The organism is Stenotrophomonas sp. 364 (genome assembly GCF_009832905.1).
Classification (GTDB): Bacteria; Pseudomonadota; Gammaproteobacteria; order Xanthomonadales; family Xanthomonadaceae; genus Stenotrophomonas; species Stenotrophomonas maltophilia_AP.
In genome coordinates, this window is the sequence record NZ_CP047135.1 from 101437 (window position 1) to 123792 (window position 22356).

Consider the following 22356-nt stretch of genomic DNA (forward strand, 5'->3'; position numbering starts at 1 on the left):
AGACCGACGGCAGGTATCGCCACCCTCCCGCTTCGCGCACCCGGCAATACGTAGGCACCCCCAGCGCCCTGCATAATCCCTGCATGCCGATTCCCGCCGACGCTGTCCCCGCCGCCCTCGTTCCCCTCGTCGACCGCGCCCTGGCGCGCCTGGCCCTGTCGCTGGGCGACAGCGGCACCTGGCCGCCGCCGGCCCAGGTTCTGGACCAGGTACGCCTGCTGGCCATCACCAGCGATTTCGCCATCGATACCCTGTGCCGCCAACCGGCGCTGCTGGCCCACCTCATCCAGCCCGGCTGCCCCCCGCTGGCGCGCCCCGAGCTGGACCCCCAGCACCCCAGTGACTGGCCGCAGCGCCTGCGCCGCTATCGCACCGCCGCCTCCACCCGGCTGATCTGGCGCGACCTGGCCGGGCTCGACGACGTGCCCGCCACCCTGGCCGGCGCCACCGCCCTGGCCGAAGACTGCCTGGGCATCGGCCTGGCCGCGCTCGAGCAGGAATTTGCCACCCGGCATGGCGTGGTCCGCGCCGCCGACGGCAGCGCCCAGCAACTGGTGGTGTTCGGGCTGGGCAAGCTCGGCGGCGGCGAACTCAATTTCAGCTCCGATGTCGACCTGGTCTACGCCTACCCGCAAGGCGGTGAATCCGACGGCGCGCGCCCGCTGGCCGCCGAGGAATACTTCGCCCGGCTCGGCCAGCGCCTGGCGCGGCTGCTGGACGAAACCACCGTGGACGGCTTCAGCCACCGCGTCGACCTGCGCCTGCGTCCGTTCGGCAGTGCCGGCCGGGTGGCGCTGTCGTTTGCCGGCATGGACCAGTACTTCCAGCGCGAAGGCCGCGACTGGGAACGCTACGCCTGGCTCAAGGCGCGCGCGGTGGCCGGCGACATCGCCGCCGGTGAAGCGTGGCTGCAGACGCTGCGCCCGTTCGTGTACCGCCGCTACCTCGATTTCACCGCACTCGATGGCCTGCGCGAGATGAAGGCGGCGATCACCGCCGAAGTCTCGCGCCGGGAAATGTTCGACGACATCAAACGTGGCCCCGGCGGCATCCGCGAAATCGAATTCCTGTGCCAGGCCCTGCAGCTGATCCGCGGCGGTCGCGAAGCCAGCCTGCGCGAACGCCGCCTGCTGCATGCGCTGCCCGCGCTGGTGGCGTGTGGGCAGATGGCTGTGCAGGACGGTGACGACCTGCTGCATGCCTACGGCTTTCTGCGCCGGCTGGAAAACCGCCTGCAGATGCTGCGCGATGCGCAGACCCACGCGCTGCCGACCGACCCCACCGACCGCCTGCGCATCGCCACCGGCCTGGGCTACCCCGACTGGGACGCGCTGGTGGCCGCGCTGGAGGTGCAACGCACCCGGGTCAGTACCGAGTTCGGCGCGCTGCTGGCCCCGCGCAAGGGCCAGGCCGCGCCCAATGCGCTGTCCAACTACTGGCGCGGCCTGCCCGACAACGGCAGCGCCGAGATCCTCGCCGAGGCCGGCTTCCACGACCCGCACAGCGCCGACCAGTCGCTGCGCGATTTCGCGCAGTCGCTTGGCGTGAAGTCGCTGTCCGACAGCGCCCGCGCGCGACTGGACCGCGTGCTGCCGGCGCTGCTGCACGCCGCCACCCGGTCGCCCCAGCCCGACGCCGCGCTCAAGCGCGTGCTCGGCCTGCTGCAGGCCATCCTGCGCCGCACCAGCTACCTGGCGCTGCTGGACGAACAACCCAGCGCGCTGGCGCGGCTGGTGGACGTATTGGCGCGCAGCGCGCTGCTGGCCGAACGGCTGGCGGCCTACCCATTGCTGCTGGATGAGTTGCTGGATGTCCGTGTGTCCGGGCCGATGCCCGACGCGGACGCGATGCAGGCCGAGTGCGATGCCGCGCTGGCCGTGGACGATCCCGAAGCCGCGCTGCGCCTGCTCAACGAAACCCGCCTGGCGCTCAGCTTCCGCATGGCGCTGGCCACCCTCGACGGCCGCCAGCGCGCCGTGGACAGCACCCGGCAGCTGGCCGAACTGGCCCAGGCGGTAGTGGTGACCGTGCATGCGCTGGCTGCCGCCGACATGCAGCAGGCGCACGGCGTGATCCCCGGCGGACGCTTTGCGATCATCGGCTACGGCAGCCTGGGCGGGCTGGAATTGGGCTTCGGCTCGGACCTGGACCTGGTGTTCCTGCACGACCACCCGGCCGACCAGGACAGTAGCGACGGCAAGCGCCCGCTCGACCCGGGCCGCTGGTATGCACGCTTGGCACAGAAGGTGATGGCCCTGCTGGGCGCGGTCACCGCCGCCGGCCGCCTGTACGACATCGACGTGCGCCTGCGCCCGGACGGTGGCAAGGGCGCGCTGGTGTCCTCGCTGGCCAGCTACACCGAGTACCAGCGCGAGCGTGCGTGGACCTGGGAACACCAGGCGCTGGTACGCGCACGTGGCATCGCCGGCGACGCCACCCTGCTGGCCGATTTCGAACGCGTGCGCGCGCAGACGCTCGCCCGGCCCCGCGATACCGACGTGCTCTACGCAGACGTCATAAAAATGCGCGCACGCATGCGCACCGAACTGGACCGCAGCGACGCCGCGCGGCTGGACCTGAAGCAGGGCGCCGGTGGCATCGTCGACCTGGAATTCCTGCTGCAGATCGGCGTCCTCGACAGCGCCGGCGCGCATCCGCAGGTGTTGGAACCGCGCGACACGCCCGGCCTGATCGACGCCCTGGCCACCATCGCCTGGTTGCCTGGCGGCACCCGCCAGGGCCTGCATGACGCGCACGCCGCACTGCTGGACGTCGGCCTGGCCTGCACCCTCGACCGCCGCCCGCGCCTGGCCGCGCCCACGCCCGCGCTGGAAGAAGCCCGCGCGGTCATCAGCGCCGCCTGCGAAGCAGCCGGCCTCCCGTTCCAGACCCCGCACCCCGCGTAGCGCCGGGCGCTGCCCGGCTTGCATCAGGCCGTCATGACACAAGCCACCGCGTAGAGCCGGGCTCTGCCCGGCTTGCATCAGGCGGTCACGATGTCTGACCGGAAAGCAGCCGGGCAGCGCCCGGCGCTACGCCGCGCGTGCCAAACGTGGCACGGCGACCGCCATCGCGTTGCATCTGGAATTCGCTCGGGACACCCGCCCCCGTAGAGCCGGGCTCTGCCCGGCTGCACTTCGCCCGGCACCCCGCAGCCACCGCGCAGCCCCCATGGGGTGGCTCTACCCCCGCAACACGCGCTGCACCAAGGCCCGGTCGCGTTCACCACGGCGCAGGATGGCGCGGCGTTGCAGCGCGTCGCGCAGCTGGGGGGCGTCGGCCGCCAGGCCATTGCGCTGCGCGATGTACAGCACCGTCTGCAGCGGCCAGGCGTAGAACGCGCTGTGCGCCACCACGTCATCGATCAGCGCCACCGGCACCGTACGCCAGGCCAACGCGCGCGTCAGCGCGGCATCGGCCAGGCGGTCGACCAGCTGCTGCGCCAGTGCATCGGCATCGTGGGTGCCGGCCCGCACGATCACGCCACTGTGGCCGGCAAAGCCGGGCATGCCGCCGGCCGTGGACATCACCGCCAGCAGCATGTCCGGGTTGGGCAACGCCGAAGTGGTGCCGTCGGCCCACGTCCTGCAGAACGCCATTGCCGTGGGGCAGTGCACGGTCAACGTTGCCGCCCAGCCCCCTGCCGCACGCAGCGGGTACAGCCCGGCGCTGGCCAGTTCGGTCTTCCCCTCACGCACCACCCAGTCCAGACCGCGCGTACGCACGTCGGCGTGGGTGGCAGCAACGGCGGCCATGCGTACGCGCACCTGGCGCTCCACGGCAATCTTGTAGGTGGCATCGGTTTCCATCGCTACAGCCTGTTGCACCCACGTGCGCACTGTCCAGCCAGTGCACGGCCGCCGCAGGGTTTACGCCGCGCGCGGCGCCATCTTCCACAGCAACGCGCGGAACGGCGCCAGCAGAAACACACCGATGGTGAGCTTCACCGCCAGGTCGCCCGCGGCCCAGCTCACCCACGGCAAGCTGGAGCCGGCAAAGGCGATGCTCCAGAAGATCGTCGTGTCCAGCGTGGCGCTGCAGGTGGTGGCCACCATCGGCGCGCGCCACCAGTGCCCGCGGCGCAGCCGGTCGAACACGGTGATGTCCAGCAGCTGCGCGGCAATGAAGGCCAGGCACGAGGCCACCGCGATGCGCGGCGTGGCGATCCAGATCGACAACACCACCGCCAGCGCGAACCCCGCCCAGGCCACCTTGCGCGCGGCCTGCGGCCCGAAGCGCCGATTGATCAGGTTGCTCACCAGGAACGCCACCGGGTAGCTGAAGGCGCCCCAGGTCAGCCAGTCGTTGATCGGGTACTGCACCAGCACGTTGCTGCCCAGCACCACCGCGCCCATGGCCAGCACCGCCAGCAACAGCGCGCGCGGGGTCAACGGGGCAAAGGTGATCGAAGGACGCACAGACATGGCGCACCGGGGGAAGTCAGGGAAGCGGCGGATTATCCGGGCTTGGGCGGCGCGGGGCCACCCCGGGCCGGTTCATCTAGAAGCGTTCGCTCATGCTGGTGGCCGTCGCGGTGGTCGTCGGCAGGAACGCCAGCGCCGCGCCGTTGGCGTTGGCAACGGTCCAGCCGGCACCGGCCGGGGTCGGTTTGAAGTCCAGCACGTCGCCCGCCTTCACGCCGGTGGCGGGGTTGTCGGCACGGGCCGGCCATTCCACCACCGCCAGCTCGTCCGGCGCCTGCGGGTTGCGCAGGTCCACGCGGTAAGCGCCATCGGGCTGCTGGGCCACGCGTTCCACGGTCAGGGGCGGCAGCGGCCCGGCCTTCTTCGCCGCGGCCCGGGCAGCGCGGTTGTGCGGCATCGAGGCGTCATGCAGTTCGCTGACCCCCAGCGCGCTCAACCACACCGGTGCGGTGATCACCGCCAGGCTCACCACCGAGGTGGCCAGCACGCTGCTGGTCACCGGCGAGGCGCGGCTCAGGTCCTGCGCCGACGCGGGCAGGGCGGGGGCCAGCAGTGCCACCGCCAGCACAGAAAGCGCGAATGTCTTTGTCATGCGGCAGCGCCTTACCAGCGCGTACTCGGCTGCGCCGCGTCCGGGTCGGTGGGCAGGAACGCCAGCGTGGTGCCCTGCGCATTGGCCACGTTCCAGCCGGCGCCGCCCTCGGTGGGGGTGAAGGCCAGCACGTCGCCCACGGCCACGGCGGTTACCGGGCTGTCGGCCTGGGCCGGCCACTGCAGCACGGCCAGGTCATCGGGCGCCTGCGGGTTCTGCAGGGCCAGCTGGATGCCGCCATCGGCGGTGTGCTCCACCTTTTCCACGGTCAGCGGCGGCAGCGGCTGGGCCTTCTTCGCCTCGGCGCGTGCGCGGCTGCGCCGGGCCGAACCGTCGCTGGCCTTGCTCACCCCGGCCGAGACCATCCAGATCGGCGCGGTGATCACCACCACGCTCACGATCGAGGTCACGATGACGCTGCTGGCCACCGGGTGCTTGTTCCCGGTCAACATCTGCGCCGAGGCAGGCACGCTGGTGGCGCACAACGCAACGGCCAGCAGCGGCGAAACGGTAAGGCGGGCAATCCGTGTCATCAGCGTTTCCTTGGGGGCATCCGTATAAGGCCGGCAGTATGCCTGCAATCGTGCTGCCCGCAGCTGACTCACGGCTTGGGCGCGGTAATGCCGTCCACCGCCACGTGCGCGATCGGCAGTTCCATCTGCAGCCCCTTCTGCTGCTGCACGAAGTCGAACACCGATTCCACCGTCACCACCGAGTAATTGCCCGAAATGCGCTCGCCCGCCGGGTGGTCGGTAACGGCCGCATTGGGCACGAAGAAGCGTGCGCCCAAGCGCTTGGCCACGCCGATGTGCAGCGTGCTGGGCCGGTACTTATGCTGCTTCAACCAGGCCTGCGCCTGGGTGCGGTTGACGATGAGCGTGCCATCTTCATTCTGCGCCAACGCCGCCGCCAGCACTTCCAGTATCCATTGGTTGGAGTTCTGGTATTCGGTACTGAACGGGTAGGCCACCACGCTGTAGCGTGTTTCGTGCAGGGCGCGTGCCTGGATGGCGGGTTGGGTCAGCATCGTTTTCAACGTCGCCCGCAGCGCCGGCGTGGGCACGCCGATGCGCAGGTCGGTATGCGCCGAGGTTTCACCGATGAAGGTAGCCACGCCTTCGCGGAACAGGTGCGAATCGGCGGTCTTGCACGGGTTGAGCAGGTGCACCGCGCGCCACTGGCCGTCGTCCCCGCGCAGCAGGAACGCCACGTGGCTGTGGCGCAACCCGTACTTGCTCAGGTCCTGGCCGCCGCGTGCCACCAGCACCACGTCCACACCGTCCAGCGCATCCAGTGCGTCGGTGGTTGCCAGCGCCACATCGAACATCGACGCCAGCGCGGCCGGCGTCGGGTAGCGCTCCACGCACTGCGGTTCGGCGTGGGCGAGCGCGGCAGTGCCCAGCAGCAGCCCACACAGCAGCGCCTGGCGCAGGCGCGTGATCATCGCAGGGCGGCGGTCTTCCATGAGGCGTGTTCTCCCACGGCACGGTGCCGCCGGCGCATCATACCGGCAGCAGACGCGCCTGCACTTCGGCGGCGATGCGCGTGGTCTCGCGCAGCGGTTCGATGCGCCCGTCGGTGTGCCAGTCCAGCCAGCGCGCTTGCAACCGCCCGCGTTCGCGCAGCGCCTGTTGGAACTGCGCCAGCCGCGCCTGCGCCTGGTCGGCCAGCGCCACCGCCACCGGCATGCGCGTGGCGCACGCCTCGGACAGCAGGTTCACCGAATCGGGCGACACCACCACGCGGTTGGCCCAACCCAGCAGCCCCGCATACGGATTGACGCCGTCGCCGCCGTCACCCCAGATCACATGCGGAACATCGGCGAAGGCACTGCGCAGCGCGCCCACCAGTGCCGGCGGCGTGCGCCGCGAGGTGGTGGCCAGCAGACTGCCGCCCTCGGCACGCAGCTGTGCGGCCAACTGCTGGAACACCTGCACCATGTGCGGCTCGTGCCACGGCGCGTGCGGGGTAGGGCCACCCACCAGCAACGCAGTACGCGGGCCGGGCAGTGCACCGAAGGCGGCAAACGCCGCGCGCCCGCACGCCAGCCAGTCATCGTTGACCGGGTTCAGGCTGCCCAGCAGGGTCAGGACGTTGCTGCCGCGCAGGCGGTCGTGTTCGGGCACCACCACCAGGTCCCAGTGCCGCGCGCTGATCCGCGGGTCCAGAATCTGCACCACCTTGGTGCCGCCCCGGCGCAGTTCGCGCAGCGCCCCGGCGGCTTGCCGGCCACAGCCGATGGCCAGCTGCGGGTGTTCGGCGGCCAGCTGTTGGAAGGCCTCGCCGAATCCGCGGGCGGCGCCCGGCAGCCAGCGCGGCGCCAGCCAGCGCCACGGCGCGCGCGGGGTCAGCACCAGCGGTTGATGCGCGCCCCGTTTCAGTGCCGACGCCAGCGCCACCGCCTGCCGCACATTGCCGGCACGGCCGTCAGTGATCGTCCAGGGCGGACTCCATCGTTTCACGTATGGCATTAATTCGTTTCAGTCAGGCTGGGTGTTGCAACTGTCACGACACTCTACACTGCCAGCCTTCGCCCCTCCCACGGTCACCCCGACCAGCCGGCAGGCGACACCCGGTTTCTCCCCCTTTTCTGGAGGCTTCATGTCCCACGTGCTCAACGATGCTGCGCTTGACCAGCTGTTCCGTACCGCCCGCACCCAGAACGCCTTCCTCGACACCCCCGTCGAAGACAGCCAGCTGCAGGCGCTGTACGAGCTGCTGAAGTGGGGCCCGACCGCGGCCAACGGCAGCCCGGCGCGCTTCGTGTTCGTGAAGAGCCCCGAAGCCAAGGCCAAGCTTGCCCCGGCCCTGTCTGAAGGCAACCACGACAAGACCCTGGCCGCGCCGGTCACGGTGATCGTCGCCTTCGACGAAGACTTCCACGAAAAGCTGCCCTACCTGTTCCCGCACACCGACGCCAAGGCGTGGTTCGACGGCCCGCGTGAAGCCCGTACCGAAGGCGCCTTCCGCAACGGCAGCCTGCAGGGCGCCTACCTGATCCTGGCCGCCCGCGCGCTGGGTCTGGATGCCGGCCCGATGTCCGGCTTCGACAATGCCAAGGTCGACGAAGCCTTCTTCAAGGGCACCGCGATCAAGTCGAATTTCCTGGTCAACTTGGGGTACGGTGATTCTTCGGGCCTGTTCCCGCGGCTGCCCCGCCTGAGCTTCGACGAAGCAGCACGCATCGCATAAGCGTTTCCGCCAGACCCCGGCCCGTCTGAGCGGACGGGCTGTTTGTCTCACCTTTGTACTTTTCCCTTCGCATTCGAGAGAGACCTGACATGACCATGACCCGCAAACTGCTGTTGCCGCTGGCCCTCACCCTGGCCATCGCCGCCTGCTCCAAGCCGGCCGACGAAGCTGCTGCCCCGGCCGCCGACGCTGCTCCGGCCGCTGCCGCCACCACCCCGGCTGCCGACGCCGCTGCTGCTCCGGCCGCCCCGGCTGCCGAGGCCATCCAGATCGCTTCGGGCACCTACAAGCTCGACCCGACCCACACCGACGTGCTGGCGCAGTGGAGCCACTTCGGCTTCTCGCACCCGACCGCGCACTTCGGCGCGGCCGAAGGCACCCTGGTGTATGACGCGGCCGACGTGACCAAGTCCACCGTGGAAGTGAAGCTGCCGCTGACCGGCCTCAACAGCTTCACCGCCAAGTTCGACGAGCACCTGAAGAGCGCCGACTTCTTCGACGCCGCCAAGTTCCCGGCGGCTTCGTTCAAGAGCACCAAGGTGGAAGCCAACGGCACCAACAAGCTCACCGTCACCGGCGACCTGACCATCAAGGACATCACCAAGCCGGTGACCCTGGATGTGACGATCAACGGCGGTGGCGAGCACCCGATGGCCAAGGTGCCGGCTGCCGGCTTCGACGCCACCACCACCATCAAGCGCAGCGATTTCGGCGTGGGCGCGTATGCCCCGAACGTCAGCGATGAAGTGAACATCCGCATCACCACCGAAGCCACCGGCGAAAAGCCGGCTGCCTGATCGGTTGCTGATGTAGAAACAGCAGAAAGCCCGCCGAAAGGCGGGCTTTTTGTTTGGGTGGTGCAGGGGGGGCGTGGCGCACCGTTGTTTGCGTGACGCCCGTTGATTGCGTGGCCCCTCCCTTGTCCGTGTCGTCCCCCGGGGTAGAGCCGACCGTTGGTCGGCTGCCGTTGCATTTACGTCGTGCACCGATTGCCGCGACAGCCGACCAACGGTCGGCTCTACCGGGGTGGGCCATCGCCGCATCGCCTACACTCCCCCGCTTCACGCACAACAGGAGCACACCCGTGCAAGACGCACAGTATTGGATGATGGAATTCTGGACCGGCCTGAGCCTGCTCGACCTGGTCGGCGGCAGCCTGATCGGCACACTGGTCGGCCTGGGCCTGGGCATCGCCACCTGGCTCGCCATGCATCGCCGCCGCTGGTTCGCCCGGCGCAACCGCTGGCACCATTACACCCTGGCGACCTACGTGGTGCTGCTGCCGCTGCTGTTCGCCTTCACCGGCCTGCAGCTGGGCTTTGCCGCCGGCGCGCAGCGCGCGCTGTACAAACAGATCGACCATTTCCAGCCGCACCTGCAGACCCTGGTGGCCAGCTGGATGGTGGATTTCGAACAGTCCCTCGACGATCCCGCCCTCGCCACGTTGATGCGCAGCGATGCGACCGTGCACGACGCCACCCGCCAGGTGGTGGACGCCTACCTGGCCGATCACCCGTTGCCCGGGGCCAGCTACCTGCAGGGCGAAGGCACGCTCACACGCTGGACCCGCAGCGGCATTCAACACGTGCGCAGCGCGTTGATGTCGCAATGGGTGGAAGACAGCGTGTCCAAGGAAGTGGCCGGCTACAGCGGCGTGGACAAGAAGGTCTTCCGCGAAGCGCTGGGCATGCGCATGAACGAGTTGCTGCACACCAAAGGCGTCATCCGCCTGCTCAAGGCGCAGCTCACCAGCATGATGCCCGGCCTCTATTTCGGCCTGCTGCTGCCGCTGCTGATCATCATGGCGCTGGTACTGATCGAGGTAGGCCTGGCCAAGCGTTATGGCTGGCGGCGTGTGGCGGCGAACGTAACTGACGCATCATCCAAGTCGGCGGCCATGAACGCTTGACCCAAGCGACGTAGCGCCGGGCTCTGCCCGGCTGCCTTTCGTTCCGGCGTCGTGGATGTCGGACACAAGCCGGGCAGAGCCCGGCTCTACGCGGTTGCTGTCGTTACCAACGCTTGACCCAAGCGACGTAGCGCCGGGCTCTGCCCGGCTGCCTTTCGTTCCGGTGTCATGGCTGCCGGACACAAGCCGGGCAGAGCCCGGCTCTACGCGGTTGCGGTGCCCCATGCCCGCGCGCGGCGTTGCGCTTACTCCGCCGCTACCGCTGCGGCCACCTTGCCCAGCCACGCGGTGGCAAAGTCGGTGGGCAGCCGGCGTGCCGGTGCGGTCAACCCGCCGTCGCGCAGGAAGGCGTGCGTGGCCTGGGCGAAATTCTGCCGGGCAATCAGCGCGGCCTGCTTCACCGTGGCCTGCTGCTTGCGCAGCTGCACGATCTGCAGGCTCGGCTTACCGGGCGCGGCAAACTTCTGGTACCGGCGCAGCTCATCGGCCACCAGGCCGATATCCGCGTTGGCCTGCACCAGCGCCGTCAGCGCCTGTGCCAGCGGCACCATCGCCGCGCGCAGCGGCGCCACGTTGCCGCCCACCGACGGCGCCAGCGCGGTCAGCGCGGCATCCAGGGCGGGGTCGGCGCGCTCGGCGCGGGCGATCAGGTCGGCCAGCGCCGAAGAAGAAACTGCTTGCATGGAAAAGCACCGGCCCAAAACGCGATTGTCGCATTCGCAGCCGGTGCCCGTCGCGGTCTGACTACCGCCAACCGCCTCGGCGGGGTTCCCGCCGTCCTTCCACCACGCGGCGCTGCAGGCAGGCCGCAGTAACGGGCTTCCACCCGCGGTAGCCGCCCGGGCCCCGCTCGCACCAACGACAGCCCGCTGTCGCTACCGTGGCCCGGCACCCGCACACAGCACCGGGGAGGCAGCGCGGCTCAATCCCCGTCGTGCTCGTCGGCGTGGGCCTTCCAGTAACCGGTCGAGCGGATCCAGTCCTTGGGCACGCCCAGGTGGCCTTCGATGTATTTGCGCATCATCCGCGCCCGGCGCGACTCGGTGGCGATCCAGTAGAACGTGTCGCCCTCGGGCTCCTCGAAATCGGTCAGCACGTCTTCCAGCAGCGTGCTGCTGGCCGCATCGAAGCCGTTGCGCTCCAGCCACGACACCCGGATGCGGTCATCCTCCGGCAGTTCCTGGCGGTCGCCCGACTCGGGAATCTCGATATACACATCGGCCTGCGCGCCTTCCGGCAGCGTCTCCAGCCAGCGGCCAATCGCCGGCAGCGCGGTCTCATCGCCAATCAGCACGTAGGTGTCGTAGTCCGGTGCGGTCATGTGCGAGCCGCGCGGGCCGCCCACCGCGATCGCGTCGCCCGGCTGCGCGTTGGCGGCCCAGCTCGACGCGACGCCGTGACCATGCATGACGAAATCCAGCGCCAGCTCACCGGCCTCGAGGTCCCACCAGCGCGGGGTGTAGTCGCGGGCGGGCGAGGGCTGCTGGCCTTCCGGGTAGCGCGGGCCTTCCGGGGTCATCAACGGCACCACGAACTGCCCCTCGGCATTGGGGAAGAACAGCTTCACGTGGTCGTCGGGCGAGGGCGAATCGAAGCCCTCCAGCGCCGGCCCGCCCACGATCACCCGGCGCATGCACGGGCTGATCTCTTCGGTGCGCAGCACCTGCAGCGGACGGAACTTCACGGTATGACGCAGCAGTTTGTTTTCATGCACAGCCATGGGGAACACCTGTAATCAAATGCGCCGCAGCGCGGCGTAGGGGGAAGACCTGGCTGGCCGGGGCTGGCTGGGTCGAATACGTGGAAGGGGGCAACGGCATGCTCAGCGTCCTTGCCCGCGGATATGGGTGGCGGCGTCACGCAGGGCCTGCGCCACGCTGCTGGCGTTGGTCTCGTTCCAGCGGCCGTGGCACAGGCCCAGCGCGGTTTTCAGCTCGCGCAGGGCATCGCGCACGCTGGGCGGCAGGTTGGCCTTGGTGATCGTGCGCGCGCTGTCGCGCACCCGGCGCAGCGCCGCGTCCACATCTTCGCGCTGCGCGGCCAACTCGGCCACCCCCAGCGCGCTCAGCTGGTAGCGCTTGCGCCCGCCGTCCTCGATGGCGCCCACCCAGCCGGCCGCCTCGAACTGCGCCAGCACCGGGTAGATCGAGCCCGCGCTGGGCGTGTATACCCGCACGAACATATCGCTGATCAGCTGGATCAACTCGTAGCCATGGCGCGGCTGCTCGCCCAGCAGCGCCAGCATCAGCAGGCGCAGGTCGCCGCGGCTGAGCGGGCGTGCGGTCAGCGGGCGGGCAGGGCGGTCGACGTCGCGCGGAGCGGTCATTTCGATATATCGAATGCGATGGCGGAACGATATATCGAAATCTCGTCCGCCGCCAGCAACGGCGCGCGCACGGCAGGCATGCGTTCAGGTGCATCCCGCCTGCGACGGTGCGTAGCTGTGGTGGAACAATTCGCCCCCTCGCCGGGACCCGGTGGACCTACCCGAGGCGCGCACCAGCGCCGCACTTGGCAGCGCCAACCGCCCGCAGCGCCCGCGCCAGCTGCATCGGCTTGTCCAGCGCTGTCCTTCTGACCTGCCGGCGTCATCGCGCCCGCCCATGCTTAACGCGCGCGTGGAACCGTGGCGGCGGGGCAAAACCGTGGCCCAGGCTGTCCCCAAGGACACCGTCCCATCGTCCATACGCACCCGTAGCGAAGTAAGCAAACCCTAGGGTGCGCTACACTTTGCGGCTAGAAATCTAAAACAGTCGCGCGCGTGCGTGCGGTCATGGGAGCGCAAATGAACTGGTTGAACGAGGTGCTGAACAACGACCCGAATCCTGTGGAAACCCAGGAATGGATCGAGTCGCTGAAGGCCGTAATTGATGTCGAGGGCCCCGAGCGCGCGCATCAACTGTTGGAAGGCATGGTTGAACTCACCCGTCGTTCGGGCGCGTACCTGCCGTTCTCTCCCACCACCGAATACGTGAACACCATCGCGCCGACCCTGGAGGCCAAGAGCCCGGGCAACGCCGAACTGGAATGGCGCATTCGTTCCATCATCCGCTGGAACGCGATGGCCACCGTGGTGCGCGCCAACCGCAAGCCGGGCGACCTGGGCGGCCACATCGCCTCCTTCGCCTCCGGTGCCACGCTGTATGACGTGGGCTTCAACCACTTCTGGCGCGCCCCCAGCGACAACCACCCCGGCGACCTGCTCTTCATCCAGGGCCACAGCGCCCCGGGCATCTATGCGCGTTCCTTCCTGGAAGGCCGCATCGACGAAGCCCAGCTGGACAAGTTCCGCATGGAAGTGGACGGCGGTGGCCTCTCCAGCTACCCGCACCCGTGGCTGATGCCCGATTACTGGCAGACCCCCACCGTGTCGATGGGCCTGGGCCCGCTGGCCGCCATCTACCAGGCGCAGTTCCTGCGTTACCTGGAAAACCGTGGCCTGATCGAGAAGTCCGACCGCAAGGTGTGGTGCTTCATCGGCGACGGCGAGAGCGACGAGCCGGAAACCCTGGGCGCGATCGCCCTGGCCGGCCGCGAAGGCTTGGACAACCTGATCTTCGTGGTCAACTGCAACCTGCAGCGCCTTGACGGCCCGGTGCGTGGCAACGGCAAGATCATCCAGGAACTGGAAGGCGTCTTCCGTGGCGGCGGCTGGAATGTCATCAAGCTGCTGTGGGGCGGTTACTGGGATGCCCTGCTGGCCAAGGACACCAATGGCGTCCTGCGCAAGCTGATGATGGAAACCGTCGACGGCGAATACCAGAACTGCAAGGCCTTCGGCGGCGCGTATACCCGCGAGCATTTCTTCGGCAAGTACCCGGAAACCGCTGCGATGGTCGCCGGTCTGTCCGACGACGATATCTGGCGCCTCAACCGTGGTGGCCACGACCCGCACAAGGTGTATGCCGCGTACCACGAAGCGGTGAACACCAAGGGCATGCCCACCGTGATCCTGGCCAAGACGGTCAAGGGCTACGGCATGGGCAGCGCGGGTGAAGCACTGAACCCGACCCACCAGACCAAGAAGCTGGACGACGACGCCGTTCGCCACTTCCGCGACCGCTTCAACATCCCGGTGACCGACGCCCAGCTGGCCGACGGCCAGGTGCCGTTCTACCACCCGGGCCCGGATTCGCCGGAAGTGAAGTACCTGCAGGAACGCCGCGCCGCCCTGGGGGGTTACCTGCCGCAGCGCCGTCGCAAGGCCGAAAAGAGCTTCGTGGCGCCCAAGCTGGAAAGCTACGAGCGCCTGCTCAAGAGCAGCGGCGAGCGCAGCTACTCCACCACCATGGCCTTCGTGCAGAGCCTGAACATCACCCTGCGCGACAAGGAACTGGGTCCGCACATCGTGCCGATCGTGGCCGACGAAGCCCGTACCTTCGGCATGGAAGGCCTGTTCCGCCAGATCGGCATCTACGCGCCGTTTGGCCAGAAGTACAAGCCGGTCGATGCCGACCAGCTCATGTTCTACCGCGAAGACCAGAGCGGCCAGGTGCTGCAGCAGGGCATCAGCGAGCCGGGCGCCATCGCCTCGTGGATGGCCGCCGGTACCAGCTACTCGGTCAGCAACGTGCCGATGCTGCCGTTCTACATCTACTACAGCATGTTCGGCTTCCAGCGCGTGGGCGACCTTGCCTGGCAGGCCGCCGACATGCGTACCCGTGGCTTCCTGCTGGGCGGCACCGCCGGCCGCACCACGCTGAACGGTGAAGGCCTGCAGCACGAAGATGGCTTCAGCCATATCGTGGCCGGTGGCATCCCCAACGTCCGCAGCTATGACCCGACCTTCGGCTTCGAAGTGACGGTGATCCTGCAGCACGGCACGAAGGCCATGATGGAAGATCAGATTGATGAGTACTACTACATCACCCTGATGAACGAAAACTACACCCACCCGGAAATGCCGGAAGGCGCGGCCGACGGCATCGTCAAGGGCATGTACCTGCTCACCGACGCCGGCAAGCCGAAGAAGGGCGAGCTGCGCGTGCAGCTGCTGGGTTCGGGCACCATCCTGCGCGAAGCCATTGCCGCGGCCGAGCTGCTGGACAAGGACTTCGGCGTGACCGCCGACATCTGGAGCTGCCCGAGCTTCAACGAACTGCGCCGCGACGGCTTCGACGTGGAGCGTTACAACCGCTTCCACCCGGAAGGCGAGCAGCGCAAGGCGTTCGTGACCGAGCTGCTGGAAGGCCGCCAGGGCCCGGCCATTGCCGCCACCGACTACGTGCGTGCGTACGCGGACCAGATCCGCTCGTTCGTGCCGATGTCGTACACGGTGCTGGGTACGGATGGCTTTGGTCGTTCGGATACGCGTGCGAACCTGCGTCGCTTCTTCGAGGTTGACCGGTACTACATCGCGCATGCCGCGATTGCGGCGCTGGCGAAGGAAGGGAAGATGACGGCTAAGGATGTGGCAAGGGCTATCAAGCAGTACAAGATTGATCCTGAGAAGGCCAATCCTGTCGGGGTTTGAGCTTAGGATTTAAGAGTAATTGCAACAAGGGGGCGAACAGTTCGCCCCCATTTTTTTGTGTGATGTGTAATTTCCATTAATCACAAAAACTCAACCTCAAGGAATTGGTTGCTGTGAGAATTCTTCAGTTTGCCGCAAAAAGAGTTCACAATAGATATGATTATGATATGGAGTTCAATGAGGAAATTACATTTCTCGTTGGAATTAACGGGAGTGGTAAAACAACTTCTCTCCGTTTACTGCAGGCAATGCTCGCTTTCGATCTAACGACGCTGCTTTCCATAAAATTCAGCGAATTGCGAGTGGTAATTAATTCTGAGTCTAAATTCTTCGATTACAGAATTATTAGCGACAAAAAGAACCTGGTCTTTGTTATGAATGGCGAAGACTTGGGGCATAGAGTGGCGAGGTTGGACGATGAAAAGCTCGCAATGTACTCGAAGGTTGAGCGAATCGAAGGTTATGTAGAGGATCAGCGCGTCGATCTAATCCAGCGCATGAATCAGACATTTCCTGCGTTTATGCGATTGGGGCGGCCTTTATTCCTCGGCCTGGAGCGGCGCGCGGCCAGACTGGATATTGAGCCATTCTACTTTGACGAAGATGTTGGAGTAACTAGCTATTCCTCTAAACGGTCATGGGCGAGCAAGGGCATCGTTGAGGGTTTGGATAGTTCTCAGTTTCTTATCGAACGAGCCTTTAGAAAGTACAGAAAGGCCAGTGACAGCATCGGTGCGCGACTTACAAATACGGTCGTCGGTTCGATGTTTGATTACATTGAGTTCAATCCTGATGAGCTACAGGGCGGGGATAGGAATGCTGCTGATTTTCGCTCCCTGTATGACCGTAGGCGTGAGATTGAGGCACTCGCGGCTCGTCTCGGAGGGAGCGCGGGTGCTGAAAAGCAGATAAGTGAGTTCTTCTCAAAGATGCAGGCTGTGCTCGAGCAATCTCGAGGTGCTGCAAGTATTGAATGGCTTATGAATCGGTCACAGATCAAGAGGATTCATAAGCTGCTTGAGGAGATGGAACGTCAGAAGACTCAAGCCGAGCGGTTTTACGTTCCGATTGAGAATTTTCTCGACGGAATTAACAGTTTTCTCAGGGACTCAAGGAAAGTCGCGTCCGTTGATTCTATTGGGAAGCTTAAGGTAACGCAGGAAGGGGTTGACCTCCCCCTCTCAAGCCTTTCCTCTGGCGAGAAACAGCTTCTAATTATGCTCGCCCACGCTTGGTTTGGTCGGGGTAGCAAGGGTGTGTTGATTGTCGATGAGCCGGAGCTCTCGCTGCATTTGAGGTGGCAGGAGCGATTGGTTGATGAAATTTCCAAGGGTGCAAAAAGTCAAATGATCTTTGCAACGCACTCTCCAGAAATCATTGGATTTAAGAAAAATAACTGCGTATACGTCGGGTGATCGATGAACAGGGACTTGTCTGTCGGCCTTCCGGTCAGGGGGCTTGCTGCTCGCTATGCCGAAGCAGCTCTTTATCACAATTATAATGATATAGATGTTTACATTGAGGACACCGCTGAGGGCTATAGAAAGCTCTACGCGATAGTCCTAGCTAGGCTATTTTCGGCAGATGGAATTGCCTTGGACAGGGTGTTTCCTTTAGGTAGCCGTGGGCAAGTTCTGAAAGCTGCGAGAAAGGATGATGGTTGCGGTAGGAAGTCACTCTTCATTGTTGATGGTGATCTGTATCTGCTCGGTGGCGAGTATGAGGATATCCCTGAATCAGTATTTGTATTGCCTAGATACTGCATCGAGAATTTTCTAATCGACTCATCTGCAATTCTCAGAGTGCTCTATGAAGATGCGCCGGAGATGGATATGGATGAGCTTAAGATTAAGTGTGATTTTGAGGGTTGGTTCAGTTCGAGCCGGGAGAATCTAAAGGAGCTTTTTGTTTGGTTTGCTGTCTCGCATTCGCTCGCGGCTGGAATTCAAACCGTATCGATGCGATATCAAGCGATATGCAAGAATGGAGATGGTGATGTCGATTCACTCAAGGTGCGCCTAGTAGTTGACGAAATATCTCGCGATCTTTCTGTTCGTTTTGGTCAGGAGGCGGTCTCATCTGCTCTGGAATCTGTTCGACAAAAGGTTGACGAATCCTCTTGTTTTATAACTAACTACGTCTCCGCTAAGGATTTTGTTCTGCCGCTTTTGCTGATTAGGGGGCGGGCAGTGTCTGGGAGTAAAGCTGCAAACCTAAACCTTAAAGTAAGAGTGGCTCGAGTTTGTTCTTTACATGGCTTGGACCCCATCGTAGAGCGAGTTAGAAGACTTGCTGCCGCGTAGTGCGAAAAATTTTCCTCATCATTAATACGGTCTTGGCGGAGATGAAACCCCCGTCAAGATCGGTCTTCGTCCTCCGTCGTGTGAGAGCTTTGACATCAAGGCGAGATTGCACGGTCAGTGGTGGTGGTTTAGCTGGCTACCACTCGCACTGCGACCGATGCCATTCCAGCAGGTCCGCGCCGACTGCGTGCCGCCTTTCGGCCGGCTCCGCCAATCTCAAGCCATCTAGGTTTCCGTACTCGGTCGCAAGTAGGGAGGGCGCGGCCTGCAAAAGCCTCGATTTCGGCTCCACGCTGATGAGGTATAGATCGAAGAGAGTATGAACATCCGCCCGTAGTAGAAGGCCGTTTGAAAGGACGTTGGTAGCTGCGCCTCGATACGGATGGACGTGAGCCGCCTCAAGCACATCCACAACGCTCGACCGGGTCATAGCGCACCGGCCGCTGTACGCCTGGAGTAGGGCGCTCCGGAACGCGCCCTGGCCCTGGCGTCGAACAATGGTGGCAATAACCTTCTGCCTCTGGTCCTCGGCATCATATGTGGAGAATGCGAGCGACTCTTCAGCAATCCTTCTCTCTAATTGAAGTTGATTTCGAGTCGTCCCTGACGTTGCCGTGTATGAAGAAGGAGCTGGTGCCCCCGATAGGAGCTTCAGCAACCGACCAGTGACCTCGGGGCCAACATTCGCTGCCGGCCGCAGTCCGGCGAGCCAGGGCTGTTGGAGTTGATCGAGTACATGGGAAATGTTCTGCATCCGGTACTCCCAGGCTTTTGGGGTACGGCCGTGCAGTTCTGCAAGCTCTCGATAGATCAGGGCCTTATTGAAAGACCGACCATTTGCGGAGCGCAACTGCATCAGTCGGTAGGCATCAACCGCAGCCGCCAGCTGATCTTGAGTCCATTCGTCCACTTCCGCCCCTCTTCGCGCCTATGCGAATCGCCGATTCGATAGGTCCAAAGTATGCCGGACGCGTGGCCACGTGCCGCAACCAGCCTGTCAGCTGCTGAGAACTAGCCTATGCGGGGGCCAAAAAGTGTCCACTCGACAAAGCTCATAGTCCTCCCCAAACGCCAACGCAGCCTCCCTGGCCGGCAAGTCCGAGTAGCACTCCAACAGGTACTGATCCATGCCCGCATCCGCATGGTCGATAGCGAAGAAGCCCAACATGGCTTCGTCGAACGCCTCAAGCCAATCCCCGTCAATCCTGGTCATCTGTGGTCCTCCCGATAGGCCAGAGAGGATGCCGCCACCCCGTCCCAAGGCCTGCGACTGAACCGGGCCGATTGCGTCGCACCGTAGACGCCGCCAACCAACCCCCACCAGATCAACAGGAACAAGCGATTTCCCATCCTCAGCACCAACGCGCATGGTGTTCATCGGAGCGTAGAAACTCTTCTAGTAGCAGAATGTTGGACGTCTATTTGTCGGGAGGGTGGCTAATACAACACCCTCGTGGAAATACGCCCGCCGGTTGCTACTAGACGGTTTCTAACCTCCCGACACCCTTGCCATCCCGGCAAGGGCAAGCCCTGCAGGAGGTCCAACATGTTGACGCCGTGGGAAGACGAACCCGATGACGCGCGCCCCAAGCGCAAACCCTACGCCCGCCCCGCACGCAGCTACCGCGTAGGCGCGCTGACGTACCCGGACCGCGAAGAGTGCGGTCCCACCGAAATTGTTCCCTACCTCAAGCTGCGCGGCCGCTGGCTGGACAAGCTCGGCTTCGACGTAGGCGCCCGCCTGAAGGTGGAGGCCACGCACGGCATCATCACCCTTACGGTGGTGGAGCGGCCCGTGCCGGTGGTCAAGAAGATCCCCCGCAAGTTGCAGCGCCGCACCGGCTGAGCGCCCGCGCCCACCCGCCGGGTGGGCCGTTGCACGGCCAGTGTCCGCCAGCCCCTGCGGGCGGCCTGGCCGCACAGCCGCAGTGCATGCCCCGTTTCGGCAGCGCTGTGCTGTGGCAGGCGCAAACGCCAGCACGTCACTGCACGCCCGGTGCAGTGTGGATGTACAACCAGTTTCATAACCCAGCAGTGGGAGGAACGCATGAGCAAGAGTGTCTTCATGCAGTTGGAAATGGCCGCTGGCCTGCGCGCCAGCTTTCAGCACGCGGCGGCGCGCGAACACCGTCCCGCCGCACAGGTGCTCCAGCGGTTGATGCGGGAGTATGTGGTGCGGCAATCGTGTGTGGATGCCGAGCAAGAGGCGGGCCCCTTCGACGCGGTCGAGCGGGTGGCAGGCGCGGTGGCCCTGGAGGGGGCGAGGGTGGCCAGGTGTGAGCCGGAGGCGGCGCCGTGCTTCGAAGGCGGCGACCGGGATCTGGAGGCAATGGTGGCCCGGCAGCTTGGGTGGCGGTGTTCGCCGTTTGGGGTGGGGTGAGCGGGCTTGCTATGGGGAAGAGCTAGGCTTTCATCAAAGGTGAGCGCTAATGATGGAAGCTCAGCTCCGCCCCTTCAGTGGGATCAACGTCGGAAACCAATGCTCGTTAAGGCATTCATCGCGTAAGGGGGGAATGCGCCCGCCGGGCGCATACTCGGTTTCTAGCCTCCCGGCACCCTTTCGCCTGCCTAGGCGAAAGCCACTGCCGTCTGGGGCGGACACCATGCGCAACGTCACCACTCGCCAAACCACTTGCAGCCGAGCATCCGCCAATGTCTCGCATTGTTGCAGCGCGACACCCACTGGAGACCAAGCCATGACCCCGCCCGCCGGGCGCCTCGCCTTGTCAGAAGTGGTCGATCCCTTCCGCCGCGCCCGGAACTGTGCCGGCCCATCTGGCGCGCCTCGTTCGATGTCTGTTGCCTGGCGTGGGGCCTGATCCCAGTAAAGGTGTGGGGAGCGGCTAGTCAAGCTGACACGGCAGGAGGGCGCGGGTTGAGGAAAGGACAGCCCACCGGTCAACAGGCGGCGGGCTGCGCCGGTTGCAGCCACCGCCGCAGCATGTCATCCAACGCCGCTGCAGGTTGATCAAGCGCCAACACGTGCACGCCGGTGCGGTTCTCCGCATGAAAGGCAGGTACCTCCAGCCAGGGCGCGTCACCCCCCGCAGGCACCAGAAGCAGGGAGCAGTCCGGGCGCTGGCCGTCCCATCGCAGCGCATCCTGGTAGAGGTGCGCCGAGCGCATGGCCTGCAGGATGTTGTGCCGGCCAGTGCGGTACTTCGCATCCAGCACCAGCATCCGCCGGGCGCCCGCGATCTCCGTGGTCACCAGGATGTCTGGCTTCAACTGCAGCGAGATACTCCGCAGCCCCTTGGATGCACCCTCGGCAGTCACGAGCGTTCGCTGCAGCGAGGCTTCCACGCGTGTATGCCCGGCGGCTCCCACGTAGCGAATCACGTCCACCGAAGTTTGCGTCCCGCGTGCCCATGCCAGGCCCGGGAACAGCGTGCGCAGGCTGTCCAGAATGCGCACGTAGCACCAGCGTTCGTAGATCTCCCAGGTGGGGCTGAGCCACAGTTGCTCGTCGCGATCCGGCCCGGCCACGCCCGGCCGCAGCGTTGCCCACCCCAGGCGATACGCGCGCGCGTACTCCGGATGCGCGGAGATCGCGGTCAACCCTGCCGCACCCACCTCGCGGCGGCTCACGTTTGCGTAGGGGGATAGCTTTGCCAGTGACTGCAGGCGGCTTGCCTGTGCCTCCAGATACTCAAGCTTGCGGCCAATGCGGCAGGCCAGCGGCGTGCGTGCGCCTTCTTCTTTGTCCACGGCGGCCAACTTCGCCAGGCCGCTGGCCACGTGTGCGCAGCGTAACCGTACCTGTGACAGCGTTGCCGCCAATGCGCGGTTGGCTGGGTTATCCAGGTTCTCAGCCGATTGAACGACCTCCAACAAGGGCGTACTGCCTGCGGCGGAAGGCTGCCTGCGCAGCAGCCCCGCCGTTTCGGCCCGTGCCATCAGCCGCCGGGCCGAGGTAGCGTCAATTCGCCTCACCCGCTGGAAGGGAACCTGCCTGCGCTCGTGTTGCAGCCGGGTCAGGGGGCGCGCGGCCACCTGCTGCAGCGCTTTGATGAGCCCTTCCGAGTGTCGGCGCAGCCGGGCGTACTGAAGAAACAACGTGGTCACATCGCCGACAACGCCGATGTTGCCCTGCGCGGCTTCCGAACCCAACAGCAGGGCGGGGTCGAACGCCTGGATCTGCGCCATCATCTGCTGGTAGAGCGCAGCGCCCATCTTGCGCGCATCCGGTGCCACATCCAGACGATAGCTCGCCAACGGCCGGCCGAGGCTGTCCACCACCTCGGCCGATACCTCACCGGCATAGAAGCCCGCCTGCCAGCGCAGTACAGGCCCCGCCGCGGTGGATACCGGCTCCACCGCGGCTTCGTCGATGTACAACGTGGCGCCGTCCGGCAGCACCTGGAACTCGTAGACGCCCGTTTCTCGGAAGCCACTGCAGCAATCGCCCGGGGACACCTCAAAGCGGGTACGCGCCTGGTCATGGCAGATAAGAACGATCATCG

At 65.4% G+C, this 22356-nt stretch carries 20 protein-coding genes; 9 read left to right on the forward strand and 11 right to left on the reverse strand.

What is annotated here, in order from left to right; translation table 11 throughout:
• Positions 1-83: 83 nt before the first annotated feature.
• Complete coding sequence (gene glnE, locus GQ674_RS00460; protein ID WP_159495561.1) at positions 84-2906, forward strand: bifunctional [glutamate--ammonia ligase]-adenylyl-L-tyrosine phosphorylase/[glutamate--ammonia-ligase] adenylyltransferase; 2823 nt, start codon at positions 84-86, stop codon at positions 2904-2906.
• Positions 2907-3182: 276 nt separating this feature from the next.
• On the opposite strand, the gene GQ674_RS00465 is transcribed toward glnE, so the two are convergent.
• The 6 genes from GQ674_RS00465 to GQ674_RS00490 form a co-directional block, all read right to left on the reverse strand.
• The gene (locus GQ674_RS00465) at positions 3183-3809 is read right to left on the reverse strand and encodes a hypothetical protein (RefSeq protein WP_159495562.1); all 627 of its coding nucleotides are present in this window, start codon (positions 3807-3809) and stop codon (positions 3183-3185) included.
• Positions 3810-3869: 60 nt separating this feature from the next.
• Positions 3870-4424 (reverse strand): queuosine precursor transporter, encoded by a 555-nt coding sequence (locus tag GQ674_RS00470; RefSeq protein ID WP_038690846.1) that lies wholly within the window; start codon positions 4422-4424, stop codon positions 3870-3872.
• A gap of 76 nt (positions 4425-4500) precedes the next feature.
• Entirely contained in the window at positions 4501-5016 is a 516-nt protein-coding gene (locus GQ674_RS00475) for a hypothetical protein (protein ID WP_159495563.1), read from the reverse strand.
• 11 nt (positions 5017-5027) lie between these two features.
• Positions 5028-5549 carry a hypothetical protein gene (locus GQ674_RS00480; RefSeq protein ID WP_236546156.1) on the reverse strand — a complete coding sequence of 174 codons (522 nt, stop codon included), beginning with the start codon at positions 5547-5549 and terminating at the stop codon, positions 5028-5030.
• Between the two features lie 68 nt (positions 5550-5617).
• Entirely contained in the window at positions 5618-6481 is an 864-nt protein-coding gene (locus tag GQ674_RS00485; protein ID WP_159495564.1) for a DUF2145 domain-containing protein, read from the reverse strand.
• Between the two features lie 37 nt (positions 6482-6518).
• Entirely contained in the window at positions 6519-7487 is a 969-nt protein-coding gene (locus GQ674_RS00490; RefSeq protein ID WP_159495565.1) for a mitochondrial fission ELM1 family protein, read from the reverse strand.
• Positions 7488-7617: 130 nt separating this feature from the next.
• Here GQ674_RS00490 and GQ674_RS00495 point away from each other — a divergent pair, with 130 nt between their 5' ends.
• The 3 genes from GQ674_RS00495 (at position 7618) to GQ674_RS00505 (ending at position 10117) form a co-directional block, all read left to right on the forward strand.
• Entirely contained in the window at positions 7618-8208 is a 591-nt protein-coding gene (locus tag GQ674_RS00495; RefSeq protein WP_128098185.1) for a malonic semialdehyde reductase, read from the forward strand.
• Positions 8209-8297: 89 nt separating this feature from the next.
• Positions 8298-9005 (forward strand): YceI family protein, encoded by a 708-nt coding sequence (locus GQ674_RS00500; RefSeq protein WP_159495566.1) that lies wholly within the window; start codon positions 8298-8300, stop codon positions 9003-9005.
• A 287-nt stretch (positions 9006-9292) separates the two neighbouring features.
• Positions 9293-10117, forward strand: coding sequence for a hypothetical protein (locus GQ674_RS00505; RefSeq protein ID WP_159495567.1), 825 nt, complete (start codon positions 9293-9295; stop codon positions 10115-10117).
• A 245-nt stretch (positions 10118-10362) separates the two neighbouring features.
• On the opposite strand, the gene GQ674_RS00510 is transcribed toward GQ674_RS00505, so the two are convergent.
• From GQ674_RS00510 to GQ674_RS00520, 3 genes are all read right to left on the reverse strand, one after another.
• Positions 10363-10800 carry a hypothetical protein gene (locus GQ674_RS00510; RefSeq protein WP_159495568.1) on the reverse strand — a complete coding sequence of 146 codons (438 nt, stop codon included), beginning with the start codon at positions 10798-10800 and terminating at the stop codon, positions 10363-10365.
• Between the two features lie 239 nt (positions 10801-11039).
• Positions 11040-11837 (reverse strand): siderophore-interacting protein, encoded by a 798-nt coding sequence (locus tag GQ674_RS00515; RefSeq protein ID WP_159495569.1) that lies wholly within the window; start codon positions 11835-11837, stop codon positions 11040-11042.
• A gap of 102 nt (positions 11838-11939) precedes the next feature.
• Positions 11940-12443, reverse strand: a complete 504-nt coding sequence (locus GQ674_RS00520) for a PadR family transcriptional regulator (protein WP_159495570.1) — start codon at positions 12441-12443, stop codon at positions 11940-11942.
• Between the two features lie 459 nt (positions 12444-12902).
• On the opposite strand from GQ674_RS00520, the gene aceE reads away from it, so the two are divergent.
• From aceE to GQ674_RS00535, 3 genes are all read left to right on the forward strand, one after another.
• Entirely contained in the window at positions 12903-15590 is a 2688-nt protein-coding gene (gene aceE, locus GQ674_RS00525) for a pyruvate dehydrogenase (acetyl-transferring), homodimeric type (RefSeq protein ID WP_159495571.1), read from the forward strand.
• Positions 15591-15703: 113 nt separating this feature from the next.
• Complete coding sequence (locus tag GQ674_RS00530; RefSeq protein ID WP_159495572.1) at positions 15704-17005, forward strand: AAA family ATPase; 1302 nt, start codon at positions 15704-15706, stop codon at positions 17003-17005.
• 3 nt (positions 17006-17008) lie between these two features.
• Positions 17009-17893 carry a DUF4435 domain-containing protein gene (locus GQ674_RS00535; protein ID WP_159495573.1) on the forward strand — a complete coding sequence of 295 codons (885 nt, stop codon included), beginning with the start codon at positions 17009-17011 and terminating at the stop codon, positions 17891-17893.
• A gap of 997 nt (positions 17894-18890) precedes the next feature.
• Here GQ674_RS00535 and GQ674_RS21550 read toward each other — a convergent pair.
• Entirely contained in the window at positions 18891-19106 is a 216-nt protein-coding gene (locus GQ674_RS21550) for a hypothetical protein (RefSeq protein ID WP_236546157.1), read from the reverse strand.
• A 333-nt stretch (positions 19107-19439) separates the two neighbouring features.
• On the opposite strand from GQ674_RS21550, the gene GQ674_RS00545 reads away from it, so the two are divergent.
• A complete protein-coding gene (locus GQ674_RS00545) occupies positions 19440-19739 on the forward strand; it encodes a SymE family type I addiction module toxin (protein ID WP_137191215.1) in 300 nt (99 codons plus the stop codon).
• A 201-nt stretch (positions 19740-19940) separates the two neighbouring features.
• Positions 19941-20273: a hypothetical protein gene (locus GQ674_RS00550; RefSeq protein ID WP_159495574.1), complete on the forward strand. Its 333-nt coding sequence runs from the start codon at positions 19941-19943 to the stop codon at positions 20271-20273.
• 518 nt (positions 20274-20791) lie between these two features.
• On the opposite strand, the gene GQ674_RS00555 is transcribed toward GQ674_RS00550, so the two are convergent.
• Positions 20792-22354: a DUF2357 domain-containing protein gene (locus tag GQ674_RS00555; RefSeq protein ID WP_137191213.1), complete on the reverse strand. Its 1563-nt coding sequence runs from the start codon at positions 22352-22354 to the stop codon at positions 20792-20794.
• Between the last annotated feature and the right edge of the window lie 2 nt (positions 22355-22356).